At 69.3% G+C, this 25,463-nt stretch carries 19 protein-coding genes and 1 pseudogene; 11 read left to right on the forward strand and 9 right to left on the reverse strand.

Features of this window, described 5'->3' with window-relative positions; translation table 11 throughout:
* Positions 1-40: 40 nt before the first annotated feature.
* From ASD37_RS26940 to ASD37_RS26960, 5 genes are read left to right on the forward strand one after another with little or no spacing between them, the layout of a single operon-like run.
* Positions 41-1,177, forward strand: coding sequence for a polyprenyl synthetase family protein (locus ASD37_RS26940; protein ID WP_056559033.1), 1,137 nt, complete (start codon positions 41-43; stop codon positions 1,175-1,177).
* Entirely contained in the window at positions 1,177-2,685 is a 1,509-nt protein-coding gene (gene crtI / locus ASD37_RS26945; RefSeq protein ID WP_056559036.1) for a phytoene desaturase family protein, read from the forward strand. The genes ASD37_RS26940 and crtI overlap by 1 nt, the downstream gene beginning before the upstream one ends.
* Positions 2,682-3,629 (forward strand): phytoene/squalene synthase family protein, encoded by a 948-nt coding sequence (locus tag ASD37_RS26950; protein WP_056559040.1) that lies wholly within the window; start codon positions 2,682-2,684, stop codon positions 3,627-3,629. Before crtI ends, ASD37_RS26950 begins: the two co-directional genes overlap by 4 nt.
* Positions 3,596-5,155 (forward strand): FAD-dependent oxidoreductase, encoded by a 1,560-nt coding sequence (locus tag ASD37_RS26955; protein WP_056559043.1) that lies wholly within the window; start codon positions 3,596-3,598, stop codon positions 5,153-5,155. Before ASD37_RS26950 ends, ASD37_RS26955 begins: the two co-directional genes overlap by 34 nt.
* Positions 5,152-6,159 carry a DUF5914 domain-containing protein gene (locus ASD37_RS26960; RefSeq protein ID WP_056559046.1) on the forward strand — a complete coding sequence of 336 codons (1,008 nt, stop codon included), beginning with the start codon at positions 5,152-5,154 and terminating at the stop codon, positions 6,157-6,159. The genes ASD37_RS26955 and ASD37_RS26960 overlap by 4 nt, the downstream gene beginning before the upstream one ends.
* Positions 6,160-6,235: 76 nt before the next feature.
* On the opposite strand, the gene idi is transcribed toward ASD37_RS26960, so the two are convergent.
* Positions 6,236-6,772 carry an isopentenyl-diphosphate Delta-isomerase gene (gene idi, locus ASD37_RS26965; protein ID WP_056559970.1) on the reverse strand — a complete coding sequence of 179 codons (537 nt, stop codon included), beginning with the start codon at positions 6,770-6,772 and terminating at the stop codon, positions 6,236-6,238.
* Between the two features lie 73 nt (positions 6,773-6,845).
* Positions 6,846-7,352 carry a VOC family protein gene (locus tag ASD37_RS26970; protein WP_056559049.1) on the reverse strand — a complete coding sequence of 169 codons (507 nt, stop codon included), beginning with the start codon at positions 7,350-7,352 and terminating at the stop codon, positions 6,846-6,848.
* A 97-nt stretch (positions 7,353-7,449) separates the two neighbouring features.
* Between ASD37_RS26970 and ASD37_RS26975 the strand changes: the two genes are divergently transcribed.
* The gene (locus tag ASD37_RS26975) at positions 7,450-7,740 is read left to right on the forward strand and encodes a hypothetical protein (RefSeq protein ID WP_056559052.1); all 291 of its coding nucleotides are present in this window, start codon (positions 7,450-7,452) and stop codon (positions 7,738-7,740) included.
* A gap of 13 nt (positions 7,741-7,753) precedes the next feature.
* Here ASD37_RS26975 and ASD37_RS26980 read toward each other — a convergent pair whose 3' ends face one another.
* Positions 7,754-8,866, reverse strand: coding sequence for a zinc-binding alcohol dehydrogenase family protein (locus ASD37_RS26980; protein WP_056559056.1), 1,113 nt, complete (start codon positions 8,864-8,866; stop codon positions 7,754-7,756).
* 140 nt (positions 8,867-9,006) lie between these two features.
* Positions 9,007-11,073 carry an MMPL family transporter gene (locus ASD37_RS26985; protein WP_056559059.1) on the reverse strand — a complete coding sequence of 689 codons (2,067 nt, stop codon included), beginning with the start codon at positions 11,071-11,073 and terminating at the stop codon, positions 9,007-9,009.
* A gap of 52 nt (positions 11,074-11,125) precedes the next feature.
* Between ASD37_RS26985 and ASD37_RS26990 the strand changes: the two genes are divergently transcribed.
* The 5 genes and pseudogenes from ASD37_RS26990 (at position 11,126) to ASD37_RS27010 (ending at position 18,771) form a co-directional block, all read left to right on the forward strand.
* Positions 11,126-11,608, forward strand: coding sequence for a MarR family winged helix-turn-helix transcriptional regulator (locus tag ASD37_RS26990; RefSeq protein WP_056559062.1), 483 nt, complete (start codon positions 11,126-11,128; stop codon positions 11,606-11,608).
* Positions 11,609-11,820: 212 nt separating this feature from the next.
* Positions 11,821-13,531 (forward strand): annotated as a pseudogene (locus ASD37_RS26995) (cytochrome bc complex cytochrome b subunit).
* A 165-nt stretch (positions 13,532-13,696) separates the two neighbouring features.
* Positions 13,697-13,975 (forward strand): DUF732 domain-containing protein, encoded by a 279-nt coding sequence (locus tag ASD37_RS27000; protein ID WP_056559065.1) that lies wholly within the window; start codon positions 13,697-13,699, stop codon positions 13,973-13,975.
* Positions 13,976-14,027: 52 nt separating this feature from the next.
* Complete coding sequence (locus tag ASD37_RS27005) at positions 14,028-15,173, forward strand: zinc-binding dehydrogenase (protein ID WP_056559069.1); 1,146 nt, start codon at positions 14,028-14,030, stop codon at positions 15,171-15,173.
* A gap of 43 nt (positions 15,174-15,216) precedes the next feature.
* Positions 15,217-18,771: an ABC transporter ATP-binding protein gene (locus ASD37_RS27010; protein WP_200960006.1), complete on the forward strand. Its 3,555-nt coding sequence runs from the start codon at positions 15,217-15,219 to the stop codon at positions 18,769-18,771.
* A gap of 76 nt (positions 18,772-18,847) precedes the next feature.
* Here the strand turns inward: ASD37_RS27010 and ASD37_RS27015 are convergent, their stop codons facing one another.
* From ASD37_RS27015 to ASD37_RS27035, 5 genes are all read right to left on the reverse strand, one after another.
* Positions 18,848-19,807 carry an SIS domain-containing protein gene (locus ASD37_RS27015; protein WP_056559072.1) on the reverse strand — a complete coding sequence of 320 codons (960 nt, stop codon included), beginning with the start codon at positions 19,805-19,807 and terminating at the stop codon, positions 18,848-18,850.
* Positions 19,804-21,012: a glucosamine kinase gene (locus ASD37_RS27020; RefSeq protein WP_235568568.1), complete on the reverse strand. Its 1,209-nt coding sequence runs from the start codon at positions 21,010-21,012 to the stop codon at positions 19,804-19,806. Before ASD37_RS27020 ends, ASD37_RS27015 begins: the two co-directional genes overlap by 4 nt.
* Entirely contained in the window at positions 20,984-22,309 is a 1,326-nt protein-coding gene (locus tag ASD37_RS27025) for a glycosyltransferase (protein WP_235568569.1), read from the reverse strand. Before ASD37_RS27025 ends, ASD37_RS27020 begins: the two co-directional genes overlap by 29 nt.
* 102 nt (positions 22,310-22,411) lie before the next feature.
* Entirely contained in the window at positions 22,412-23,635 is a 1,224-nt protein-coding gene (locus ASD37_RS27030; protein ID WP_235568570.1) for a lipase family protein, read from the reverse strand.
* A 4-nt stretch (positions 23,636-23,639) separates the two neighbouring features.
* Complete coding sequence (locus tag ASD37_RS27035) at positions 23,640-25,433, reverse strand: penicillin-binding transpeptidase domain-containing protein (protein ID WP_056559075.1); 1,794 nt, start codon at positions 25,431-25,433, stop codon at positions 23,640-23,642.
* Between the last annotated feature and the right edge of the window lie 30 nt (positions 25,434-25,463).

Raw genomic sequence — 25,463 nt, forward strand, 5'->3', positions numbered from 1 at the left:
GCGAGGCGTGAGGCCCGTGCCGAATGGGCAAACTGTGCACATGAGCGGCGACGATCACGACGCGTCGGGACTCGTTCTGTCCCGTCGTCGGCCACTCGGGCACCGAGGCGCTTCCCCCGCCAGGGCCGTCCGCGGCACGGTCGACGTGCGCGGTGACGTGCGGGCGATGCTGGCCGACTTCGTGGCGTCCGAGTGTCTGCCCCAGCTCGACAGCACCGGGATCGACGGCGCGAGCAAGGTGCTGTCGGACTTCCTCGACGGCGGCAAGTACGTCCGCTCGACATTCATGTACCTGGGCTGGCTGTGCGGCGCGGACGAGGACGAATCAGCATTGCGGGCCTCGGCCAGCCTGGAATTGCTTCACGCCTTCGCCCTGCTGCAGGACGACGTGATGGACGAGTCGGCGCTGCGGCGCGGCAGGCCCGCCGCGCACGTGGCGTTGAGCGCATGGCATCGCGGGCGTGGGCTGACCGACTCGTCGGACCGCTTCGGGGAGTCGGCCGCGACCGTCCTCGGCGACCTCTGCCTGGTGTGGGCCGAGAAGATGCTCCGCCAGAGTGGCGTCGACGCCGACGCGCTCGCCAGGGTGTGGCCCCGCTACGACGACATGCGCGTGGAACTGGCGATCGGTCAGCTTGCCGACCTGGTCAACGACTCGCATGCCTTCCCGACGTTCGACGAGGTGCTCGACGTGGCCCGGCGGAAGTCGGGCAACTACACCGTTCGGCGGCCGTTGGAGATGGGAGCGGCGATGGCCGGCTGCCGGACGGAGGTCGTCGACGCCATCGGTGAGTACGGCGCCGCGATCGGCGAGGCGTTCCAGCTGCGCGACGACCTGCTCGGCATCTCCGGCTCGCCGACGGTGACCGGCAAGTCCGTCGGCATCGACCTCGAGGCGCAGAAGGCCACCAGCGTCGTCGTCGCCGCCCATCAGTTGGCCGATCCCGGGATGCGCCGTCAACTCGCCGACCTGATGACCACTCCCACGCTGACCGTCGCCGACGCCGAACGGTGGCGCACGTTGATCATCGCCAGCGGCGCCGCCCAATGGATCGAGGAACTCATCGACGAACGGCTCACTCGGGCGGTGCGTTGTCTGGACGTCGCCGGGATTCCCCAAACAGCGCGCGCCGCAATGGAAGACATGGCCGTGTACTGCACCAAGAGGAGTGCCTGATGCGTACCGTCAAGGGTAAGACCGATCGGGTCGTCGTCGTCGGCGGTGGCCTGTCGGGCCTGTCGGCGGCGCTGTACCTGGCTGGCCGCGGCCGCAACGTCACCGTCGTGGAACGCGAGGACCACCCCGGGGGACGAGTGGGCCGGGCCGACGTGTCCGGCTATCGCCTCGACATGGGGCCGACGGTGCTGACGATGCCCGACATCATCGACGACGCGATGGCCGCGGTGGGGGAGAAGCTCACCGATCGCCTCGAACTGACGTCGGTGCACCCGGCCTACAACGCGGTGTTCGCCGGGGGCGAGACCCTGCAGGTGCACACCGATCCGACGGCGATGTACACCGAGGTCGAACGGTTCGCCGGCCGCAAGGAAGCCGACGCCTACCTGCAGATGCGGCAGTGGCTGACCTCGCTGTACGAGACCGAGTTCGACGGCTTCATCGGCGCCAACTTCGATTCGCCGCTGTCGCTGCTCACCCCGCAACTGGGTCGCCTGTTGGCCATGGGCGGGTTTCGCCGCTGGGAGAGCGTGATTCGCAAGTTCCTCAGCGACGAGCGACTGCTTCGGGTGTTCACCTTCCAAGCCCTCTACGCCGGGGTGCCGCCGCAGAGTGCGTTGGCCGTGTACGCGGTGATCGCCTACATGGACACCGTTGCCGGCGTGTACTTCCCCGTCGGCGGCATGCGGGCGCTGCCCGACGCGATGGCCGCCGCGGCAGCCGATGCCGGCGTCGAATTCATCTACGGGGCAACGGTTTCCGGGATCGAGCGAAGCGGCTCGCGGGCCACTGCCGTGATCACCGACGGCGGGCAGCGGGTTCCCGCGGACGCCGTGGTGCTGACCACCGAGCTTCCCGACACCTACCGACTCCTTGACTACTCGCCGCGTCGCCTGCTGAAGTTGCGGCCCGCACCGTCGGCGGTCGTCGCCCACGTCGGCGTTCCCGCGGTCGACTCGTCGGTCGGCCATCACACCATCTTGTTCGGCGACGCCTGGAAGCAGACGTTCACCGACATCATCACCGACGGCCGGGTCATGGGTGACCCGTCGCTTCTGGTCACGCGACCGACCGCCGGAGATCCGAGTCTGGCTCCACCCGGACGCGACCTGCTCTACGTCCTCGCGCCGACGCCGAATACCGAAGTGGGCAAGGTGGATTGGGATGCCACGTCGTCGGCCTACGTCGAACACATGCTGGGCGCGGTCAGAGAGCGGCTGCCAGCGGTCGGAGACGACATGGAAGTGCTGTCGGTGGTGACACCCGCCGATTGGGGCCGCCAAGGCATGCTGGCCGGCACGCCCTTCGCGCTGGCCCACACCTTCGCGCAGACCGGTCCGTTCCGGCCGGCGAACACCGTGCGCGGCGTCGACAACGTCGTTCTGGCCGGATCGTCGACGGTGCCGGGGGTCGGCGTCCCGACCGCCGTCATGTCCGGCCGGTTGGCCGCCGACCGGATCACCGGAGTGCCGGTGCGGCAGGAGAATCGAGAGGTCGTGGGGCGATGATCAGTTCCGAGCTGGACGCCGCGGGCGTCATGGACCCGTCGCTGCGGGAGGCCTACCGGCAGTGCCGCGAGATCAACGCCCGCGACGGCAAGACCTTCTTCCTGGCGACCCGGCTCTTGGCGCCAGCCCAGCGCCCGGCGGTGCATGCGCTCTACGGGTTCGCCCGGCGCGCCGACGACATCCTCGACGAGTTCGACGACACCCGCGGCGACGAGGTGCGCGCCGAGCAGCTCCAACAGTTCTCCACCCAGCTGTTCAACAGCCTGGTGGAGAACCAGGCCACCGCCGACGACCCCACCCTCACGGCCGTCGTGCACACCGCGCGCCGCTACGACATCGGTTGGCAACTGTTCGACGACTTCCTGGCCTCGATGCGGATGGATCTCACGGTCACCGACTATCCGGATCGGGCCTCGCTCGAGCGGTACATGTACGGGTCCGCCGAAGTGATCGGGCTGCAGATGTTGCCCATCCTGGGGACCGTCGGCTCGAGGGAGGACGCCGCACCGGCGGCCGCCGCGCTCGGAAAGGCGTTCCAGCTGACCAACTTCCTGCGTGACGTCGACGAGGATCTGGACCGCGGACGGGTCTATCTGCCCGCCGACGAACTGGCCGCGCACGGTGTCGACCGCGATGTGCTGACCTGGTGCCAGACCAACCGGCGGATCGACGCTCGGGTGCGTCGGGCGCTGCAGGAACAACACGCCGTCACGCGCCGGGTGTACGCCGCGGCCCGGCCGGGAGTCGACCAGCTGGCGCCGGCGTCACGGCCGTGCGTGGAGACGGCGTTGAAGCTGTACTCCGAAATCCTCGACCAAATCGAGGAGATGGACTTCGAAATCTTCACCCAACGTGCCAGTGTCGGCAAGGGACGGCGCCTCGTCGTCGCCGGGGCGGGTGTCGTCAGGGCATGGGGTGCCCGACTGCGGCACCGAAAGGAGTAGCAGTGGATCGCTTGCGCGAGACCGTACCCGCGGAGCCGGGTTTGCCCGACGCGAGCACGCTGGAGCGGACACCCCGGGTGGTGGTCGTCGGTGCCGGAATTGCCGGACTTGCGGCAGCCGCCGGGTTGAGTGAACGAGGCGTCGAGGTCGACGTCGTGGAGGCCGCCGACTACGTCGGCGGTCGGGTCGGCGGGTGGTCCGACACCCTGTCCGACGGCTCCGCGGTGGCGATGAATCGCGGCTTCCACGCCTTCTTTCGGCAGTACTACAACCTGCGCGCCCTGCTGCGCCGGTCCGATCCGCACCTGTCGGCACTGACCCCCGTCGAGGACTACCCGTTGGTGGACGCCGACGGGCGCCGCGACACGTTCCGCGGGCTGCCGCTCTCACCGCCGTTCAACGCGCTGGCGTTTGCGTTCCGCAGCCCCACGTTTCGGCTACGCGATCTGGTCAGGATCGACGGCAAGGCCGCCGCTCCGCTGGCCACCGCGTCGGTGCCGAAGACCTATCACGATCTCGACGACAGGACTGCGGCGGAGTTCTTGCAGGACATCAACTTTCCGGACGCGGCCCGCCACTTGGCGTTCGAGGTGTTCGCCAGGAGTTTCTTCGTCAAGCCGGAACGGCTCTCGGCGGCGGAGCTGGTGACGATGTTCCACATCTACTTCCTGGGGTCCAGCGAAGGCCTGGTGTTCGACGTCGCCAACGGGAACTTCGACGAGGTGTTGTGGAATCCGCTGCGAAAGTACCTGGAGGGCAGGGGTGTTCGGTTCCACACCGGGACGCCGGTCGAATCCGTGGGACTGGGCGACGGGGTGCGGGTGCGGTGTGCCGGGGACGAGGTGTTCGCCGCCGACGCGGTGGTGTTGGCCACCGACGTCGGCGGACTGCGGCGGATCGTGGCGGCCTCACCCGAGCTCGGTGACGAAGATTGGCGGCGACGGGTCGACGATGTCGGCAACGCGCCGCCGTTCGTGGTGCTGCGACTCTGGCTGGATCGACCGGTGCAGTCGGACCGGGCGGCGTTCCTTGGCACCGGTGGCCGGTCACCACTGGACAACGTCAGCGTGCTGGAGCGATACGAGCGTGAGGCCGCTCAATGGGCCGCGCGCACAGGCGGTTCGGTGGTGGAACTGCACGGCTATTCCGTGACCGGCGACGACGCCGAAGTACGCGACGGTCTGCTGGCCCGCATGCACGAGCTGTATCCGGAAACCGCCGCGGCGACCATCGTGGACGAACGCCTGTTGCGACGCGAAGACTGCCCCAGCTTCGGGCCTGGCGACTTCGCGCGTCGGCCTACGGTCGGGACGCCCGATCCCCGGGTGGTGTTGGCCGGTGACGGCATTCGCATCGATCTGCCCGTCGCCCTGATGGAGCGCGCGGCCACCACCGGGTGGACCGCGGCCAACCAGCTGCTCACCGGTTTCGGACTGGCCGGTCACGTGCTGCACACCGTGCCCAACCGTGGCCGATCGGCATGGCTCAGCCGGTTGGTGGCGCGAACGGAAGGTCAACGGGCATGAGCGCTTTCACCGAGTTTCGGGCCAACGTCGCCAAGAGTTGGCCGTTCACCACGTTGCCTCTATTGGACTGGTCTGCGCAAACGCCGACCTTCGCCGACGCCGATCCACGGATCATCTCCTCGGCGTTGGCCCGCGCGCAGCGCCGCCCGAGCGGGAACTGGTTCCCGTTTGCCGCAAGTTCGGAGATCGCCACCAAGGCAACGGGTTCGGTGGTGGCCGGCGTGCAAATCGTCGCCTGGCGGGGGGCCGAGGGTGAACTGCTGGTGGCCCCGAGGGCGTGCCCCCATCTCGGCGCCGACCTGGCGACCGCGCCCGTGGAATGCGGCACGCTGGTCTGCCCGTGGCACGGTCTGCGGCTCTCGGATCGTCGACACGGGGCCTGGAAGCCGTTCCCCGCGTTCGACGACGGGGTGCTGAGCTGGGTTCGGCTCGACGCCGTCGGCGGTGAAGACCCGACCGACGCCCCCGTCGTCCCCGAGCGGCCGGGCCACCCGCAGATGGCCGCCGTCGCCCGACTCGAGGGAACGTGTGAGCCCAGGGACATCGTCGCCAACCGGCTGGACCCCTGGCACGGCGCCTGGTTCCACCCGTACTCGTTCACTCAGCTCAAGGTGCTCAGTGCGCCCCCGGCCGTCGACGTGCTCCCCGACGCGCAAGACCGCTTCGTCGTCGACGTCACCTTCCGGCTCGGCAAGCTCGGTGTTCCGGTCATCGCCGAGTTCACCGCGCCCGGGCCACGGACCGTCGTCATGCGCATCGTGGAGGGAGAGGGCGTGGGCAGCGTCGTCGAAACCCACGGCACGCCACTGGGTTCCGGACCCGACGGGCGGCCGCGCACCGCGGTGCTGGAGGCCGTCATCGCGCATTCGGACCGCCCCAACTTCGGCAAGGGCCTGGTCGCGCTGCCCGTGATCCGCCCGCTGATGAGGCATGCGGCGGCGCGCCTGTGGCGTGACGATCTGGCGTACGCGGAGCGGCTCTACGCGCAGAGGTCCGAGGGCTGACGCGCCGCCGTCGACTGCACGCATCGTGTACGCATCGCTCGAGAAGGGCCGCAAACAAGCGTGCGGTCGGCGACCTCTAGCGTGACTGCGCCGCGTCCAACAGCGGCACCTGCTCGACGGCCCACGGGCTGATCGCCCACGGCATCTCGACGGCCGCGCGCAACTGGTCCCACGGCACCCACGCCGAGTCCATGATCTCCTCGGGATCGGCGTCCAGCGGGCCGGCGATGCGGGCGCGGTAGACCGGGCACACCTCGTTCTCGACCACACCGCTGGCGTCGACCGCGCGGTAGCGGAAGTCGGGCAGCACGCACTGCAGATCGGTGATCCCGACGCCGAGTTCGGCACCGGCGCGGCGCACCACCGCGTCGTCCATTGGCTCGTCGGGCGCCGGATGACCGCAGAACGAATTGGTCCACACGCCGGGAAAGGCTCGCTTGTCCAGCGCCCGGCGGGTCAACAGCACCCGACCCGCGTCGTCGAAGAGGTAGCACGAGAAGGCGAGATGCAGGGGCGTCGCTCCGTGGTGGACGTCGGCCTTGCGCGCCGTGCCGACACTGCGGCCCGCTTCGTCGAGTAAGACGACCAGCTCGTCGGTCTGGATTGAGTTCATGGACACCACCGCAACATCACTCGTAGGAACCGCTTGGGATTCGTCGCCGCCTCGGGTCTGGACGGGTCCTTCGTCAGAGCACCTGTGTGCCGTACATCTCACCGAGCGGGTCGGCGATCAGTTCGATGCGGGCTCCGTCGGGGTCGCGGAAGTACAGCGACACCCCGCTGTGCTCGGCGACCTCGACACCCGCCGCGGCCAGTTTGCCCTTGAGGTGTTGCCACCGCTCGGGCTCGACGCTGATCGCCACGTGGTGTAGCCCGCCGAGGACCTCCCGGTACGGCTCGGTGTCCAGTCCGGGAAAGTCGAAGAACGCCAACAGGTTCGAGTTGCCGATGTCGAAGAAGAAGTGCGTCGAACCGTGATAGTCGCGGTTCTCGATGAGCTCGGTCAGCGGGAACTCGAGCAGCTCCTGATAGAACCGGATGGTCCGCTCGACGTCACCGCTGATGAGCGCGGTGTGGTGCAACCCGCGGCCCGACGACGCAGGCCGTTCGGCGGTCGGGCGAAGGTACGACGTGGCGAGTTCGCGACGCCGGGTGTCGAATTGCTGCGTCGACTCTTCACTGGTGGCGGTCATCCCTGCATTCTTCCCGAAGTCGCACGCCAGCGGTGGGTGTGTCGGAGAACACGTGCCGCCGAGCGATGGATTCCCCGATCGGCCGCGAATAGCGGTCATGGCACATGACGACTCGAATAACACCCCCGGACCCATCGCCGGCGAAGGTCTCAGGGACGCGGCCCGCTGGCCCGGCTACGGGTTGATCGCGGCAGGTTTGGCGTTGACGGCGCTGAGCCTGGCCGGGTTCGCGGTCGGTCGGAGCTCGTTGGCGGTGATCGGAGCCGTGCTGGCAGCGCTGGCCGTCGTCGCCGGGGTGACCTGGCAGTTCGTCGAGCACCGGCGGTTGGCTGCCCGGCACGGCGCGGGCACCCCGGAGCGGCCGGAGGATGCGGCTCCTCTGAGGTAGCGGCGGCGCCCGGTCACAGGGTGACGACGATCTTCCTGGCGGAGACGCCCTTCCGTTGCGCGTCAAGGCCGGCTTGGACGTGCTCGAGGCCCGCGCCGATGACGAAGGGTTCGGGGGCGGCGCGGTAGCGGCCCTCGGCAAGAGCTCGGGGCAGGAAGTCTTGGTAGAGGAGGGTGCTGACCTCGTCGTCCTTGAGGGAGCCGCCCCAGATCATCTTGCTGCGGATGCCTCGAAGCCGGGACGTGACCTGCGTGGACACCGTAGAGGCCACCAGTCGCAGCATCAGCCTGGGGAGCTGAAGGCTACGACCCGGGGTCAGGCTTGCGAACGAGACCGGCGGGCTGGCGATCGAGACGAATTTGGTGCCGGTGCAACGGTGGAGGATCTCCGCGCAGACGCCAGCCGAGTCGGTGGCGACGGCGAGGGCTCCGGCGACCGTTCTGCCGCGCAGCGCGGTGACGACGTCCTCGATGACGGTGGGGCTGTTGTAGGCGAAGACCTCACCGGCACCCAGCTCGGTGACGTAGTCGAAGTTGCGCGGCGATGCAGTGGTGACGACGTCGTAGCCGGCCGCGACGGCGAGTTGGATGGCGTTGCTGCCGACGCTGGTGGAACCACCCCATACCAACAGGACCTTGCCCGTGGACATCGCCGTCGCAGAGGGGTGTTCGAGGGCGAGTTGATCCTTCTGGAAGAGCCCGCACGCCGCAGTCGACAGAGCCAGCGGCAGCACGGCTGCGTTCTCGTAGGCCAGTGTCGCCGGGATCGGTGCTGCCATGTGGTCCAGGACCACGGTGTACTCCTGGAAGGCGCCCTCGGCCGCGTTGTTGCGTGACTTCTCCGTGCCCACGGCATGCGCGAGGACGCGGTCACCCACCGAGAACCGGGTGACACCGGGACCAACCTCGACGACCTCGCCGGCGAGATCGGAGCCGAGGACGAACGGGTAGGTCATCGAGCGAGCGAAGAGTCCTCCCGCGGCCTGGAGGATCCAGTCATACGGGTTGATCGCCACGGCGTGATTGCGCACGACGATCTGATGATGACCGGGGCTGGGGTAGGGGGCGGACTTGACGTCGAGGGCGGCGCCCTGGGATCCGATCCAGGCGGCGGTGTTGGTGCTCATCACGTCACTCCTGTGGTCTTGTCGCCCCGCCGGTGATGGCATCGCGTGTCATCACCGTAAGTCATGACACTCCATGTCGTCAATGACGACATGGAGTGTCATCGGGTGTTGCGACGGCCGAGACCTGGCGCGCTCCGGATCTACCGGGGTGAGCCTTCCGGATCGACGCGGGCGGGCCACCAGATGCGCGGCCCGACGAGGGTGAACAGGGCGGGGATCATCACCGTGCGCACCAGGAAGGTGTCCAGCAGGATGCCGAGGCCGACGATGATGCCGATCTGGGTAAGCACGATCAGGGGCAGCACGCCGAGGACGGCGAAGACCGCGGCCAGCACGACGCCCGCGCTGGTGATCACCCCGCCGGTGGCCGAGACCGCACGTACGACGCCCTCCCTGGTGCCGTGGTCGTGCGTCTCCTCCCGGGCCCTGGTGATCAGGAAGATCGTGTAGTCCACGCCGAGTGCGACGAGGAACAGGATCGCGAACAGGGGAGTGGTGTTGTCCAGCGCGGGAAAGCCGAGCGCATGCACGCTGAGCCAGCCGCCGAGGCCCAACGCCGCGAGCGCGCTGAGCACCGTCACCGCCACCAGGATCACCGGCGCCAACGCCGCCCGGAGCAGGACGTACAGCACCAGGAGCACCACGACGAGGATGGCGGGGATGACGACGCGCTGGTCGCGCTGGGCGGCGCTGCGGGCGTCGAGCGCCTGGGCGTCGGTGCCGCCGACGACGGCCTGGGAGTCGACGCCGCGGACCGATTCGCGAAGGTGCTCGACGACGTCGAAGGCGGCCGGGGAGGCGGGTGCGGCGTCGACGACGACGGAGAACTGAGTGAGGCCCGTCGCCGACGTGCCGGTGTCACGCGCTGAGACGACGCCGGGTGTGGCGTCGATCGCCCGCCGAAGGTCGTCGACGTGGTCGGTGCGACCGACGACCGACGTGGGTGCCGACAAGCCGCCGGGGAAGTGGGCGGCGAGGGTGTCGTAGGCCGACACCGACTCCGCCTTCACCCGGAACTGCTCGGTCTGCGACAGTCCGATCGGGGTGCCAAGCACTCCGGTGCACAGGACCGCGAGTAGGGCCACGGTGCCGACGGCGACCCGGCCTGCGTGGTTGCTCACCCATGTCGCCACCCGATACCAGGCGGTCGGATCCGCTGCCGTGTCACCAGGGCCCTGACGAGGGATGAACGGCCAGAACAGCTTTGGCCCGAACAGCGCCAGCAACGGTGGCAGGACGGCGAGGACGAACAGCGCGGCGACCACCAGCCCGCAGGCCGCCTGAGCGCCGAGGCTGCGGGTGGACGGCACCACGGCCAGCAGAAGGGTGAGCAGTGCGAGCACCACGGTGGCGTTGCTGGCCAGGATGGCGGGGCCGGCATGCCGCAGCGCGACTCGAAGCGCATCGCGGTGATCGGGTGCCTTGGCGAGCTCTTCGCGGTACCGCGAAATGAGCAGCAGGGCATAGTTGGTGCCCGCGCCGAAAACCAGGACGCTGGTGATCCCGGTGGTGGAGCCGTCGGAGGTCAAGCCGGTCAGTCCGGCCACCACACCGCCGAGCGCGGCGGCCGTCTGGTCGGCGACGGCGACGACGGTGAGTGGCACCAGCCACAGGATGGGCGAACGATAGGTGACGATGAGCAGCAGTGCGACCACCGCGGCGGTGACCGCCAACAGGGTGAAGTTCGCACCGGAGAACGAGTCGGCAATGTCGGCGCCGAAGGCCGGCCCGCCGGTGATGCGAAGCTGGAGTCCTTGCGGGGCAACGTCATTGGCGGCGGCACGCAGGTTCTTCACGGTGTCGGCGAGGTCGAAGCCCGACAGGTCGGCGGCGATCGATACCGGGGCTACGGCGACGACGCCGTCCTGCGAGGTCGACAGCGGTGCGCCGCCCTGCTGGCCTGCGCGGGCCAGCACCCGTTGGTGGGCCTCCTCGGCACTGGCGAGGTCGGCCGGCGCGAGCGCGGCACCGTCGGCGCGCGAGACCACCAGGAGCACCGGCGCCTCGTCGCCCGAGGGGAAGTCCTTGGCGAGAACGGCCGCCCGCGCCGATTCGGCCGACGGCGGCACCGGCACCGGTGACTGCGTCGATCCGGCATTCGCGCCGGCCAATGCCATCAGCAGGCCCGCCGCGACCGTGACCAGCAGGGCGATGATCCACGACCGCCGACCGGAGACGATGGCGGCATATCGGTCCCAGAAACTCATGCGACCACTATATTAAGTAACTTAATCATTAATCAAGTGAAGGACTAGCCGAGTGAGCCGCTCACCTGCCGCCAAGCGGGATGCCGTCGAGGCGTTGATCGTGTCCGACGTGCAGTCGCTGTCGGCCGAGTCCGACGACCTCAGTCGGGTGTTCTGTGCCCGACACGACCTGAATGACAACGACTTTCGGGCGCTGCTGCACGTGATGGTGTCCGAGCGCGACGGCGAGCCGTTGACACAGAGCCAGCTGGGGCAACGCATCGGCGTCTCCGGCGCCGCGATCACCTACCTCGTCGACCGCATGGTGGGGGCCGGCCACCTGACCCGCGAGCCGCATCCGTCGGACCGACGCAAAGTGCTCCTGCGCTATGCCGACCACGGCAACGCGGTCGCGCGCTCGTTCTTCAGCCCGTTGGGCCAGCACACCGCGGCGTCGCTCGAGGAGTTCTCGGCCGCCGAGTTGGCGACGGCCCACCGGGTGCTGACCGCGGTGATCGGGTCGATGCGGGCGTTCAACGCCGAGCTTCGGGAATGACGGCGGGCACGTCACATCCATGACCGATTGATGACGAAGCGGCCGTAAGACTTTGGGACGAGCTATGGGACGCGTCGCGCGCGCACAATGAAGGTCGACCCACGGGAGTGCACATCATGAGTCCCAAGCTCGCTGAATTGGCCGCCCATCAGGGTGATGCGATCGATTCGCGGTATCACCCGTCGGCGGCGGTACGCCGCCAGCTCAACAAGGTGTTCCCGACGCACTGGTCGTTCCTCGGCGCCCATCAGGGTGATGCGATCGATTCGCGGTATCACCCGTCGGCGGCGGTACGCCGCCAGCTCAACAAGGTGTTCCCGACGCACTGGTCGTTCCTGCTTGGAGAGATCGCGCTGTACAGCTTCATCGTGCTGCTGCTCACCGGTGTCTACCTGACCCTGTTCTTCGACCCCTCGATGGCCGAAGTCACCTACCACGGGGTGTACCAGCCGCTCAACGGCATTCAGATGTCGCGGGCGTATGAAACCGCGTTGGACATCTCCTTCGAAGTGCGCGGCGGGCTGTTCGTCCGTCAGGTCCACCACTGGGCCGCACTGCTGTTCGCCGCGTCGATCATGGTCCACCTCGCCCGGGTGTTCTTCACCGGTGCGTTCCGCCGCCCCCGCGAGGCGAACTGGGTGATCGGGTCGCTGCTGCTGATCCTGGCGATGTTCGAGGGCTACTTCGGCTACTCCCTGCCCGACGATCTGCTCTCGGGCACCGGCCTTCGCGCCGCGTTCTCCTCGATCACCCTGGGCATGCCACTGATCGGCACCTGGCTGCACTGGGCGCTCTTCGGTGGAGACTTCCCCGGCAGCATCATCATCCCCCGGCTCTACGCCCTGCACATCCTGCTCATCCCCACTGATCGGCACCTGGCTGCACTGGGCGCTCTTCGGTGGAGACTTCCCCGGCAGCATCATCATCCCCCGGCTCTACGCCCTGCACATCCTGCTCATCCCGGGCATCATCCTGGCGCTGATCGGGGTGCACTTGGCGATGGTGTGGTTCCAGAAGCACACCCAGTTCCCCGGGCCCGGCCGGACCGAACACAACGTCGTCGGCGTCCGCGTCATGCCGGTGTTCGCGGTGAAGTCGGGCGCATTCTTTGCCATGACGGTAGGGGTGTTGGGGTTGATGGGTGGGTTGTTGCAGATCAACCCCATCTGGCAGCTCGGGCCGTACAAGCCGTCGCAGATCTCGGCGGGTTCGCAGCCCGACTTCTACATGATGTGGACCGACGGCCTGGCCCGGATCTGGCCGGCGTGGGAGCTGTATCCGTTCGGGCACACCGTGCCCGCCGCGGTCGCGGTGGCGTTGCTGATGGGCTTGGTCTTCATCCTGTTGACGATCTACCCGTTCCTGGAGAAGCGGTTCTCCAAGGACACCGCGCACCACAACCTGCTGCAGCGGCCGCGAGATGCACCGGTCCGCACCGCGATCGGGGCGATGGCTATCGCGCTGTACATCGTGCTGACGTTCTCGGCGATGAACGACATCATCGCCTTGAAGTTCCACATCTCGCTGAATGCGACGACGTGGATCGGTCGGATCGGGATGGTCGCGTTGCGGTGGGCGATCAGCCTGCAGCGCAGCGACCGCGCCGTGTTGGAGCACGGCATCGAGACCGGCATCCTCAAGCGGCTGCCGCACGGCGCGTACGTCGAGCTGCACCAGCCGCTGGGACCGGTCGACGAGCACGGCCACCCGATTCCGTTGGAGTACCAGGGGGCGCCGCTGCCCAAGCGGATGAACAAGCTGGGCTCCGCCGGCGCACCGGGCACGGGCAACTTCCTGTTCCCCGATCCCGAAGGCGAACAGACCGCCTTGGTCGACGCCGCCCACGCCGCCGAACACCGCGCCGTCACAGCGCTCAAGCAGCGGCAGCACACCAACGGCAACGGCAGCAACGGCCACCACTAAGCACTCGTCACCGAGGTCGGGGCGACGGCAATGACTTGCCGTCGTCTCCCGGCCCGTTGGCGGTCTGTGCCCGCTGCGTCCAGCGAACCTGGGGACCGCTTTCTCCAAAACCGCTCAGCAAAGAATCTGAGTGAACTACGGTGGCGGGGAACAGGAGGTGTCCCCATGAAGACCATGCTCGTGGCCGTGCTCGCGGCAGGCGTCGCGATCGGTGTCGCACCACCCGCCGCTGCCGAGGAGAGCGCCTACTTGAACCAACTCTCGCCGCGGCTCACGTTCCTCAGCAGCGAGCAGTTGCTGACCGAGGGCTACAAGGTGTGCCGGTACGTCAGCGTCGGGCGACCCACCGCCGATGCGATTCCGATGGTTATGGACGACCTCCAGACATCGGTGTCCCCCGCCCTGGACATCATCTCCGCGGCGATCCAACAGTTGGACTGCTGACGCTCGTTCCTAAGGTGGACGGCAGACCCACCACAGGAACGAGGCATCACCCATGACCGAAGACTTGCCCGACACCGCACTGGAATTGCGTTCGTTGGTGACGTCGCAGGGCACGCTCGAACTCTCGCTGCACGACGTTCCCGTGCCCACCCCCGCCGATGACGAGGTGCTGGTCCGCGTGGAAGCCGCGCCGATCAACCCGTCGGACATCGGCCTCCTCGTCGCCTCCGCAGACATGGGTGCTGCGACGGTCGGAGGCACCCCCGAGCGTCCCGTGGTGACCGCACCGATCAGCCCCGAGGCGCTCGACGCGCTGAAGGCACGACTGGACGATTCGTTGCCCGTCGGCAACGAAGGGGCGGGCACCGTCGTCGCCACGGGATCCTCGGCGGGTGCCCGAGCATTGCTCGGCAAGATGGTCGGGCTCGCAGGCGGCGGCATGTACGCGCAGTACCGCGTGGCGAAGGCCGCGGCGTGCCTGGTGCTTCCCGACGGGACGCCGGCACGCGACGGCGCGTCGTCCTTCGTCAACCCGCTGACCGCGCTCGGCATGGTGGAAACCATGGAGCGGGAAGGACATTCGGCCCTGGTCCACACGGCCGCGGCGTCCAACCTCGGTCAGATGCTGGTGAAGATCTGCCTCGAGGACGACATCCCGCTGGTGAACGTCGTCCGCAAGCCCGAACAGGCGGAGCTGCTGAGGTCGATCGGAGCGGTGTACGTGTGCGATTCGTCGTCGCCGACGTTCACCGACGACCTCTTGGACGCGCTGGTGGCGACGTCGGCGACGCTGGCGTTCGACGCCATCGGTGGCGGCACCGTCGCCGGCGACATCCTGAACGGGATGGAGCGAGCCGCCAACGCGACCGGTACCGGGTACTCGCGCTACGGCTCGACCGTGCACAAGCAGGTCTACGTCTACGGTGCCCTCGACACGGGCCCGACGACGCTCACCAGGAAGTTCGGCATGGCGTGGGGTATCGGTGGGTGGCTGCTGACCCCGTTCCTCCAGAACGCGGGCGCCGACACCATCGGACGGTTGCGGTCCCGGGTGGCAGGAGAACTCACCACGACGTTCGCGAGTTCCTACAACCACGAGGTGTCCCTCGCGGGGATGCTCGCACCGGAGGCGTTCAACGCCTATCTCAGGCGCGCGACCGGCGAAAAGTTCCTCATCACACCGCAGGTCGCACCCTAGGTCGGGGGCGGCCGAGGTCTCCTCGGCCGCCAAAATGAGGTGCGTGGCGGCGCTGGCGACGAGTACCGTGCACGACGCGATGACCACCACGACGACACGGCGCAACACCTCACCGTCCGCGCAGGCCGTCGCCAACGCCGACGACTTCGACCGCACCGTCGGGTGGCGGCGGCTGAAGAGCCCGGGCGTCAGCGTCGCCCTCGTCGCGATGATGATCGCGGCGATCCTGCAGTCGCTGGGCACCGTCGTCATCGGCCGACTCGCGACCAACCCCGTCTGGACGACGGTGGGGGTGCTCGCGGCGTGCCTGTTGGGCGCGGCCGTGCTCGACACCCTCGGGCGCACCGTCTGGGCACGCATCGCCGACAGGGCGGAGGGTCGGCTGCGAGCCGACTTGCTCACCGCCGCATTGAGTCAGCCCCTCGAGCGGTTGTCCGAGCAGGCCGTCGGCGAGATCCTCGACCGCGTCGACGACGACACCCACGAGGTCGGATCGCTGGTGCGCTCACAGGTGTGGGACGCCATGCGCACCGTCTTCTCCGCGCTGCCGATGTTGATCGTCGCGGGCCTGACGTGGTGGCCGGCGTGGATCGTCTTTCCCGTCGTCGTCCCCCTGATCACGTTGGCGATCCGGCCGCTGCTGCGCGAACTCGGCACCCGCAAGGTCGTCGAGGAGATCGCCTGGACGGATCACGCCGCGGCGATGGAGGAGGGCATCGCCGCTCGAGATGACTTGCGTACCAGCCTCGGTCAGGCGTTCATCCTGAGACGGTGCGCCGAACTGTCCGCCAACATCCAGCGGTGCTTCCGCGCGGTGGTGGCAATCGAGTCGCGGATCACCCTGCGCGCAGGCGGTCTGCTGCACGCGCTGCTCGGGGGGGTGGTGATCGCGGGTGTCGCCTTGGTCTCCGGCGGTGACCTCGGCGTGGCCCAGCTGATCACGCTGTTCCTGGTCAGCGCGACCCTGGTCGGCGAGATCTCCCAGCTCACCCGCCAGCTGCCCGAGTTGCAGGCGGGGATGGGTGCAGTCATCCGGCTGCGGCAACTGATCGACGCCGAGTCCGAACCCGCTGGCGGAGGAACACTCTCGGCGGACGTCGTCGACGTCGAACTGCGGGATCTCAGCTTCTCCTACGCCGACGGGCCACGGGTTCTCAAGAACGTCGACCTCCGAGTTCGGGCCGGAACGACGTGTGCACTGGTCGGCCGAACCGGTTCTGGCAAGTCGACTCTCGCGTCGCTGGTGTCGCGTGCCGTCGACCCGGAACGGGGATCGCTGTTCCTCGGAGGGGTCGACGTTCTCGACCTCGACCTGCAATGGCTGAGGGCCTCGGTCGGCGTGGTGACCCAGCGCACCGAGATCCTCGCGGGCACGCTCGCCGAGAACATCGCGCTGTTCGCCGACCTGCCGCGGGAACGGGTGCTGGACGCCGTCGCCGAGCTCGAACTGACCGATTGGGTCGACAGCCTCCCCGACGGCGTCGACACGCTCCTCGGTCCGGGTGGGACGACGCTGTCGGCGGGGGAGGAGCAACTCGTCGCCTTCGCGCGACTGCTCGTCCGTGCGGTGCGCGTGGTCGTCCTCGACGAGGCGACCGCGCGCATGGACCCGCTCACCGAGGCGCGGGTCGTTCGCGCCGCCGACCGACTGCTGACCAATCGCACCGGAATCCTTATTGCGCATCGTCTTTCGACCGTCGCGCGAGCAGATCACGTCGTCGTGCTCGACTACGGTCGCATCGTCGACCAGGGTCCGCGGGTCGAGCTCGCCTCCCGGCCGGGGCCCTTTCTGCGGCTGCTGGAGGCCAGTGGTGTTCAGGACGCACCGCCGCCACCCTTGCCGTCGGCCGAGGACGGTGTCGGTGTCGGTGGGGCCCGCCGCCACGGCGCCGAACCGGAGACGCCCGACGTCGACGGCGGGCCGAGCTTGGCCCGCGGAATCTTCAAGATGGTCCGCACCCATCCCAGCTGGGGTCTGCTCGGCGCCTCGCTGTTCGTGCTGTCCGGGCTGGTCGGGGCGACCGGCGCGATCAGTGGCTTCGCATGGGGACACCTCGTCCAAAAGCTGAGCGACGGAACGACTTCGGTGCCCATCACCGTTGCCGTCGTGGCCAGCATCGTGGTGGAGCCGTTGATATTGGCGTTGGCACTTCGGCGATTTCTGCCGTGGTGGTCGGCGTGCTCGTTGCGCATCCGGATGACGGTGCTCGAAGCGCAGACCCGGCAGCACCGGCTGGCGAGGACGCCGCCGGGTGAGGTGGTCTCCCGCGTGCTGGACTCCGACCGGTTCCTGCACTACGCCGACCGGTGGAACGACGTCATCGGCGGTCTGGTCGTCGTGGTCGTCGCGTCGTTCCTCAGCGGCACACCCGTCGCAGGAGCGATCCTGCTCGCGGTGATGGTCGCCGCCGCCGTGACCTCGGTGGTCGGCAGGCCCGTCGCGGGCCGCTCGGCGGCAGCGGCCTCGAAGACCCGCGCCGACTTCGGCCGGTCGCTGGTGTCGGTGCTCGAGTGCGTAAGGACGGTCAAGCTCGCCGCCGCGACGACCGACGTTCGTGCGCATCTGGACCGCGTCGACGGTGGCCGCGTGGGCGCCGCCGTCCGCGAACATCGGGTGCAGTCGATCCTCCTCGGGGTCCCCGTCGTGATGGTGGAACTCGGCGTCGTCGCGGCGTGGATCGTCTACCTGCTTGGCGGCTGGGACCTGGCGGCGGCGCTGCTCGTCTCCGGTGCAGTCGCCGGGTTCGACTACTTCGGCAGCGTGGCAGGGGCGGTCGTCACCGACGCGCCAGGCACGCGGTCGTGGCAGCAGGCGACCAGCCGTCTCGCCGGCGGAGCGGACCTGATGGACATCCCCGCCGGTGTCGACCTCGAAGCCGGAACCGCACCGCTACCGGTGCCAGCGCCCCGAAAGTCGTTGCAGCGTCTCGATCTCGTCGACGTGTCGGCGGTGCACGACGACGGGACCCGCGGCGTCACCGGCGTCGACCTCACCGTCGAGGCGGGCGAGCTGGTGCTGTTGCTGGGGCAGGTCGGATCGGGAAAGTCGAGTCTGCTGTCAGCCCTGTGCGGTCTCGTCGGGCATACCGGCCAGATCCGCTGGAACGGGGTCGACGTCGCCGACGCGCAGACGTTCCTGCGACCCGGGCAGGTCGCGCACGTCGCCCAGGTGCCGATGGTGTTGTCGGGGACGTTCGCCGACAACGTGCGCCTCGACCACGACCGTGACGTGCAGCGGGCCGTCGACGGGGCTCGGCTCGGGTCCGACGTGGCGGAGGCGGGCGGGGTCGACGCCCTCGTCGGTCACCGCGGGGTGCGGCTGTCCGGCGGGCAGGTCCAACGGCTGGCCCTCGCCAGGGCGCTGGCGGTGGAACCGGAACTGCTTCTGGCCGACGACATTTCGAGCGCACTCGACGCCGCCACCGAGGTGGAGCTGTGGACGAGTCTGCGGGCGCGCGGCATCACGGTGCTCGGCGCGACGTCCAAGCGGGCGGCGTTGGCCAGGGCCGACCGCGTCGTCGTGCTGGTCGACGGGGCGGTCGCGGCCACCGGACCGTGGACCGAGCTGGCGCCGCAGTGGAGTCACCTCGCGGCCTGATCCCTTCGCCGAGATCTGCAGCATGGTTGCGATCGCCGACGAATGACAGCCCTCGCGCAGATCTCGGCGGAAGCTCTCAGCCCTGCCACGCCGCGGCGGCGACCAGTTCGGCCACCAGCACCTCGGTGAGCAGGCGGACGTCGTCGTCGGTGTCGCCCGGATAGCGCAGGTGGTACCCGGCCCCAGGGACGTCGCCACCGATGCCGACGACGGTGCTGCCGCGGGCGGTCGTCCACTCGGCCAGCTGGGCCTCCCACGCCGAGCCCGCGAAGACCGCCAGCCGGTAGTCGGTGGTCTTCGTCAGGTACACGTCGACGTGACTCCAGTCCCCGGTCTCGCATCCGACGGCCGCCAGGCGGGGGCCCTCGCGGAGCATGAGGGCCGCCTGCTGGGCCGAACAGAATCGGTGCGCGGGCGCCGCGAAATGGGTGCCCGTCGGGCCGAGCAGGAGCTCGGAAACCTGCGGCCGCCAATCGGATTCGGTGGCCAGGAGGTGGTCGGAAGCCTCGGCCGCCGCGGCCACCGCTGCCGCCAACGCGGCGGTGTCGGTCCCGGCGAGATGGCATTCGAGCGCCAGTAGCAGCGCCAGGGTGTGCTGGTAGCTGCGGCAGGCGACCCCGCCCACCTCGGGCTCGGCTGCCAGCTCGACGACGTCGCGGCAGCGTTCGGTGATCGCCGACCCCGGGGTGTTGGTCAGGGCGATCGTGTGCGCGGCGGCGGGGAGGCGGCCGAGGGCGTCGAGCGTCTCGACCGATCCGCCGCTGGCTGAGGTGGCGACGACGAGAGTGCCTGCGCCCCAATCCGGAAGCAGCTTTGACGACGCCAACTCCGAGGTCACCGTCAGCCCCTTGGCCCGCATCCGCGCGGCGGCCACCCCGCCCGCGTACGCCGAGGAGCCCATGCCGAGCAGCACCACCCGGTCGACGTTCTTCGGCACCACCGCCGCCCACGGGTTGCGCGCCGCCAGCGTGGCGGCGAGGCGGCCGAGCACCTCGGGCTTGCGCCGGAGGTCGGCGGCGAATCCGTCGGGCTTCACGTGGGGGTCCCTTCGTCGAGGAGTGCGGGCAGCGCCGCATCGGGAACGTACATCCAGCGGGGGAGATGACGTGCGGCGTAGACGATCTCACGGAGCACCTGCTGCGCGCGAAACGCGCCAAGCGGAGCCGGGTCGAAGAGGTCCGCGTGCCCGAGCGCGTCGAGCCGGCGGGTGTAGGCGGTCAGGAACGCGGTGCGACCGGCGGCCGACACCGCGGCCAGGGCCGCAGGGTCAAGGGTGGCGTACTTCGCGGCGACGATCGCGGTGTGCGCCAGCGACTGCGTCATCCCGGCGACGTCGAGCGCCGCGGGGATCGGCAGCATCCGCTCCGGCGCGGTCAGCACCGGGTTGCCGTCGAAGTCGGTGACTACGAAACGGCCACGGCTGCAGAGCACTTGGCCGACGTGCAGGTCGCCATGTCCCTCGAGGACCGGCGTCCCCGCCAGCTCGCCGAGACCGCTCAGCAACACCTCGACCTCGCCGCGCCGGGCGACGACGCCGGGGTGACCGAGCCGGACCACGGTGTCGAGGGTGTCCATCGCGTCGGCGCGCCACCGCGCGGCATCGGCGGCCGACGCGACGGTCGCCGTCGTCGACAGCGCCGCGTGGAGTTCGGCGACGACGGTGCCCACGTCGGCAGCTGCGGAGGAGAACCCGCCGGGGTCGCCGTCGCGCACCGCCGCGGTGACCAGGTCGACCGCCCACGTCCAGCCGTCGACGGCATCGGGAAGGTAGTCGTCGACGTAGGCCACCACGGTGTCGGCGCCGGCCGGCGTTCGCCAGGTCAGCACGCCCCACGGCGTCGGCATGCCGTCGAAGCCGGCCGCGCGGAGCACCTCGATCCGCGACGGCGCGGGGTGCGGGCCCTCCTGAAGGTGGGTCGCCCACTTGACCACGGCGACGTCGCCGACGATCACCGACTCGTTGGTCTGGTCGACCCCGACGGACCGCTCACCGGTGGCCGTGCGCGTCGACCAGGACCGCACCGTGAAGTCATCGCGCGCAGTCGGTCCCGCAGCGAGTACGTCGAGCAGGGCCGACGCGGCGCCGTCGCCCGGCTGAGCCCGGCGCCACCGTCCGTCGGCGTCGAGCACCTGCGGGATCGCCGCGAGACCGCTGCCGTCGTCGACCACCGCGAGACGGCGGCCCTCGGAGAGTGGCAATGCGTCCAGGAACTCAGGCACCCGAGTCTCGGTGGCGCGCACCGACCTCCTCGATGACGTCGGCGCCCACCCGTAGCCCGTCGCGGCCGCGGATCGCGGCACCGATCTCGTCGAGCCGGGCGCGCAGGTCGGTGTCGGCCAGCAGGCGGTCGACGGCGTCGGTCAGCTCGGCGTCGGCGAACGAGTAGGTGTCCAGCCGCACCCCGAACCCGAGTTCGTCGACGCGCTGGGCGTTTTCGTACTGATCCCAGAACAGCGGAAGCACGATCAGCGGCTTGCCGAAGTGCAGCGCCTCGGTGGTGGTGTTGTTGCCGCCGTGGGAGATCACCAGGTCGACCTGGGGGATGACCTTGGTCTGCGGCAGCATCTGGGCGCCGACCATGTTGTCGGGCAACGTGATCTGGTCGGCCTGCGGTCCCTTGCTGACGATGAAGCGGTGCCGGGTCGTGCCGAGGACCGCGACCAGCCGACGCATCAGGTCTACGTCGGCCCCGCCGAGGGAGCCGAGGGACAGGTAGATCAGGGCGCTGTCCTCGGGCCGGTCCGCGACCTCGGCGGGCACCTCGTACTCGTCGTCGGTCTCCCGCACACTGGAGTCCATCCGGGTCCAGCTCTCGTCCAGCGGCCGGGCATCGCGGTAGTCGACTTCGGTGGGGTAGACGTACAGGTTGGCGGCGTTGGCGCGTGGCATGAACTCCAGCTCGGGCAGCGGCTCGGCGCCTTGGGCCCGGACCCAGGCGTCGAAGTCCGCCCACATGGCGCGATGGGTCCGGTCGAACTCGGCGCGGTAGGCCTGCCACGTGGACGGGTCGTCACTCGGCAGCCCCGAAAACGGTGGCGGGACATCAGGACCCGGCACCTCCAGCGGACTGCACGACACGATCCGCACGAACGGCGCCCCCGAGGTCACCAGCGCGGGGAAGAGCACGACGTTGTCCTCGACGACCACGTCGGGGCGGTGCGTGGCGATGATCTCGCGCAACCGCGGCTCGCAGTACTTCGCACCGTCGATCAGCGCCTGATAGGTCGGCGCGACGAACGACTCGAGCTGTTCGACCGTCGGCTTGCGGAACTCCGGCGCCGTCTCGGCGATGAAGTCGGTCCAGAACTTGCCGGCGTCGGCGTCACCGTCGGTTGCCGGCTCGGGCTCGGCCAGGTCGACGAGCTCCTCGACGAATCCCAGCGGCGCCAGCTTGCCAGCCCACGAGCTCTCCGCCGCGAAGACGATCGTATGGCCGCGGTCGCGCAGGATGGCCGCCAGGCCGATGCACTGGTTCGTCGGACCGTAGGCCGACTCCGGCCAGAACATGATCGTCAGGGGCGTCAGGGGCATGGCCATACTCGGACGATACTGCCGAACCGGCTCCTCAGCGATCGGGCGTCCTACGTCACCGGCGCGATCCTGCGGGTGGACGGCTCCGCCTGGGTGTCACGCCACGCGTCACGGGCACTGGTTGACCACCGGCTTGCCTGCGAATCTGTCCGCCAGCCAAGTGAATTGACCGGCGATGTCGACGTCACCGTGGCCCTTGCCCGGCTGGAGGTCCCACTGCAGCACGCCCCCGAGTGCGCATTGCTTGGCAATGGCGTCGGTGGTCCAGGTGGCGTCGACGAAGGTGTCGTCGGCGCCGTAGACCACCGACATCGGCGCCGACAACGGGCCATGCGGCAGCGCCCATCCGGCGAGCACGGCGCGAAGACCGTCCGCGGCGGCGTTGGTGCGTGGCGCGAATTCGGCTGGGGTCAGGCGTTTCTTCTGCGCGGCGCGGTAGGTGCTGGTCTCCGGGTTGCACGACAGCAGCGGCACCCAGTAGCTCGCCGCCGCTCCCGAGCGGAAGTCGCCGCGCTCGACGTCGGGGTGCAGCCGGGCCACCGACTCGACGATGGTCAGGAACAACGGCATCTGGTCGGCGCTCAACTGATCGGCCTGGGCCTTGGCCACTATGCCGCTGACGTCCGACGCCGGTGAGTTGGCAACGGCGCCAACCAGATCGAGCTCGGGTGCATAGGACGCGGCCAGTTCGTCGGCGGCCCACGCCGCGCCGCCACCCTGGGAGCCGCCGAACGCCAGCCACCGGTCGGAGATGCCGGTGAAGGCGTGGCGCAGTGCGCGGACGGAGTCGATCACGTTGAGACCGGCGGTCTTCGAGTCCATGTACGGATGCCCACCGTCCTCGCCGAGGCCCTGGTAGTCCGTCATGGCGACGGCGTAGCCGCTCTTCAGATAGTTGAGCACAGGATCGGACAGGCCCCACAGGTCCTTGGTGAGTGACGGCGCGCATTCCTCGTCGAGTCCCGTCGTGCCGTGGGCCAGCGCGACGACCGGCCAGCCGCCCGGTGGGGGTTCACCGTCGGGGACGAAGACCGACCCGGAGACCGTCGTCTGGGCACCGGTGTCGCCGTTGGTCGACCGGTAGACCACCCGTGCCGCCTTGAGGTCGGGACGGCTAGTGGCCTCGAGGAACTTGGGCATCGTCGTCGCGCTGAGCAAGCTGCCGGGATCCGAGCCGCCCACCTGGGCACCCTCGATCGCGACGGGCTCCTCGGCCCGGGTGTCGCCCGCGAGTGAACCCCACGCCGGCAACACGGCGACGATCAGACCGACGACGGCGGCGACGATTACGGCGATCCACAGCGCACGGCGCCGCCTCGGGTCGATGGGCACGACGTCAGCCGGTCACGGCGGGACGAAGGAAGTCCCCGGACACCGCCACGGCGGGGGTGGACGTGTCGCCGCCGACCACCAGCGTTGCGAACGCGATGTCGCCGGCGATGCCCGCGAACCAGCCGTGCGAATGGGTGTTGTCGCCGAATTCGGCGGTCCCGGTCTTGCCGCCGAGCCCGGGAACGTCCTGCAGCGTCGTCGCCGTGCCGTCCGCCACGGTCTGGCGCATCATCTCGCGCAGGTCGTCGACGACGGGACCGGGGATGGGTTGCGACGGTGTGTCGGCAGTCGTGGTCTCGCCGACGACGAGCGTGGGCGTGATGGTCGAGCCGTGCCCGAGGCTGGCCTCGGCGACCGCCAAGCCGAACGGGCTCACCGTGACGGTGCCCTGGCCGATCCCGTTCTCGACCTTCTGTGCGGGGGTGTCGGCGTTGGGCACGTTTCCGGTGATGGTGGTGAGGCCGGGGACGACGAAGTCCACGCCAATGCCGAAGAGCCGCGCCATCTTCGGGAGCGCGTCGGCGGGCAGCTGGTCGGCAAGCGCCGCCATCGTGGTGTTACAGGACTTCGCGAACGCCGTCGACAGCGGGACGGTGCCCAGGTCGAATTCGTCTTCGTTCGGGATGGTGCGGTTCTCGACGGTCACCGTGCCGGGGCAGGCCTCCGGGGTGCCGGGCTCCGCGAGGCCCGCCTGCAGGGCCGCCGCCGTGGTGATGGTCTTGAACGTCGACCCGGGCGGGTAGGCGCCCGAGAACGCGATCGGCCCCTGCGCGCTGGCTGCGGCGTTTTGCGCCGCGGCCAAGATGCCGCCGGTCGACGGCGAGATGGCCACCAGAACGGTGGGCCGCGCCTCCTTGGCCACCGCCTGCTGGGCCAGCAACTGCAATCTGATGTCGAGTGTCGTGCGCAGCGGCGGGGTGTCGCGGGGCGGCGTCGAGGCCAGTTGTTCGGTCGGCTGGCCCTTGTTCGGCCCCTCGGTGGAGACCAGCGTCACCGACCATCCCGCCGAGTCGTCAATTGCCTTCTGCCACAGCTCGTGCAGACCGTCGACCGCCGGTGAGTAGACGTCGCGGTTGGCGGTGAGAAGCGCGCCCTGCTCGACGACGGACACGCCGGGAATCTGGGTGAGTTGGTCGTTCACGGTCGCGAGGTCGTCCTGGCGCAGCTTGACCACAGTCACGACGTCGTCGGTCGTCGCGGAGAACTGGGCGGCGACGGATTCCGCGGTGATGGTGTCGTCGAAGGGGTGCAAGACGTTCGCCAGCGGGGCGGCGGAGTCGAGATGTTGGCGCGTCAGGTTGACCACGCCGATCGTCTGCCACGTCAGCAACGGTTGTCCGTCCCGATCGGTGACCGGGGTGAGGATGTTCTTGTCGTCGCTGTACTGGAACGTCATCCCCGGTTTGAGCTTGGGGTTGAGCACCGTCGTGTCCCAGTGCACCCGCCAGTCGTCACCGGCCTGGGTGGCGGTCGCCGTGGCGGCATAGTCGAAGGCCTTGTCCTTTCCGAACGACCACGAGTAGTTCAACGTCGCCGTCTTGTCGTCGTCGCCGGGCTGGCTCGTGTCGATCTTCAGCGTGGCGTCCTTGGCCATGCCGTTGAACATCGAGGTGATCGCGGCGGTCGCGGCGGTCTGGTCGTCGGTGACCGCACCGGCGGCAGCGGCGTCCTTGCGACCCAGTGCCTCGGCAAACGCGCGAAAGGCGTCTTGCGGGCTGGGGTCGGAGAACAGCGAACATCCGGTCGAGCCGAACAGGAGGGCGCAGAGCAGAATCCACGGTACGAAACGTCTCGTCATGACGTCCCGAGCCTAGCCGCGGGACCTGCC

The organism is Mycobacterium sp. Root135, from assembly GCF_001426545.1.
Taxonomy (GTDB): domain Bacteria; phylum Actinomycetota; class Actinomycetes; order Mycobacteriales; family Mycobacteriaceae; genus Mycobacterium.

Coding starts and splice junctions, on each gene's coding strand:
- ASD37_RS26955 (WP_056559043.1), top strand. CDS start 3,596: ATGGGGTGCCCGACTGCGGCACCGAAAGGAGTAGCAGTGGATCGCTTG.
- crtI (WP_056559036.1), top strand. CDS start 1,177: ATGCGTACCGTCAAGGGTAAGACCGATCGGGTCGTCGTCGTCGGCGGT.
- ASD37_RS26985 (WP_056559059.1), bottom strand. CDS start 11,073: ATGAGTTTCTGGGACCGATATGCCGCCATCGTCTCCGGTCGGCGGTCG.
- ASD37_RS27035 (WP_056559075.1), bottom strand. CDS start 25,433: ATGACGAGACGTTTCGTACCGTGGATTCTGCTCTGCGCCCTCCTGTTC.
- ASD37_RS27000 (WP_056559065.1), top strand. CDS start 13,697: ATGAAGACCATGCTCGTGGCCGTGCTCGCGGCAGGCGTCGCGATCGGT.
- ASD37_RS26980 (WP_056559056.1), bottom strand. CDS start 8,866: ATGAGCACCAACACCGCCGCCTGGATCGGATCCCAGGGCGCCGCCCTC.
- ASD37_RS26950 (WP_056559040.1), top strand. CDS start 2,682: ATGATCAGTTCCGAGCTGGACGCCGCGGGCGTCATGGACCCGTCGCTG.
- ASD37_RS27005 (WP_056559069.1), top strand. CDS start 14,028: ATGACCGAAGACTTGCCCGACACCGCACTGGAATTGCGTTCGTTGGTG.
- idi (WP_056559970.1), bottom strand. CDS start 6,772: ATGAACTCAATCCAGACCGACGAGCTGGTCGTCTTACTCGACGAAGCG.
- ASD37_RS26970 (WP_056559049.1), bottom strand. CDS start 7,352: ATGACCGCCACCAGTGAAGAGTCGACGCAGCAATTCGACACCCGGCGT.
- ASD37_RS26960 (WP_056559046.1), top strand. CDS start 5,152: ATGAGCGCTTTCACCGAGTTTCGGGCCAACGTCGCCAAGAGTTGGCCG.
- ASD37_RS26940 (WP_056559033.1), top strand. CDS start 41: ATGAGCGGCGACGATCACGACGCGTCGGGACTCGTTCTGTCCCGTCGT.
- ASD37_RS26975 (WP_056559052.1), top strand. CDS start 7,450: ATGGCACATGACGACTCGAATAACACCCCCGGACCCATCGCCGGCGAA.
- ASD37_RS27025 (WP_235568569.1), bottom strand. CDS start 22,309: ATGGCCATGCCCCTGACGCCCCTGACGATCATGTTCTGGCCGGAGTCG.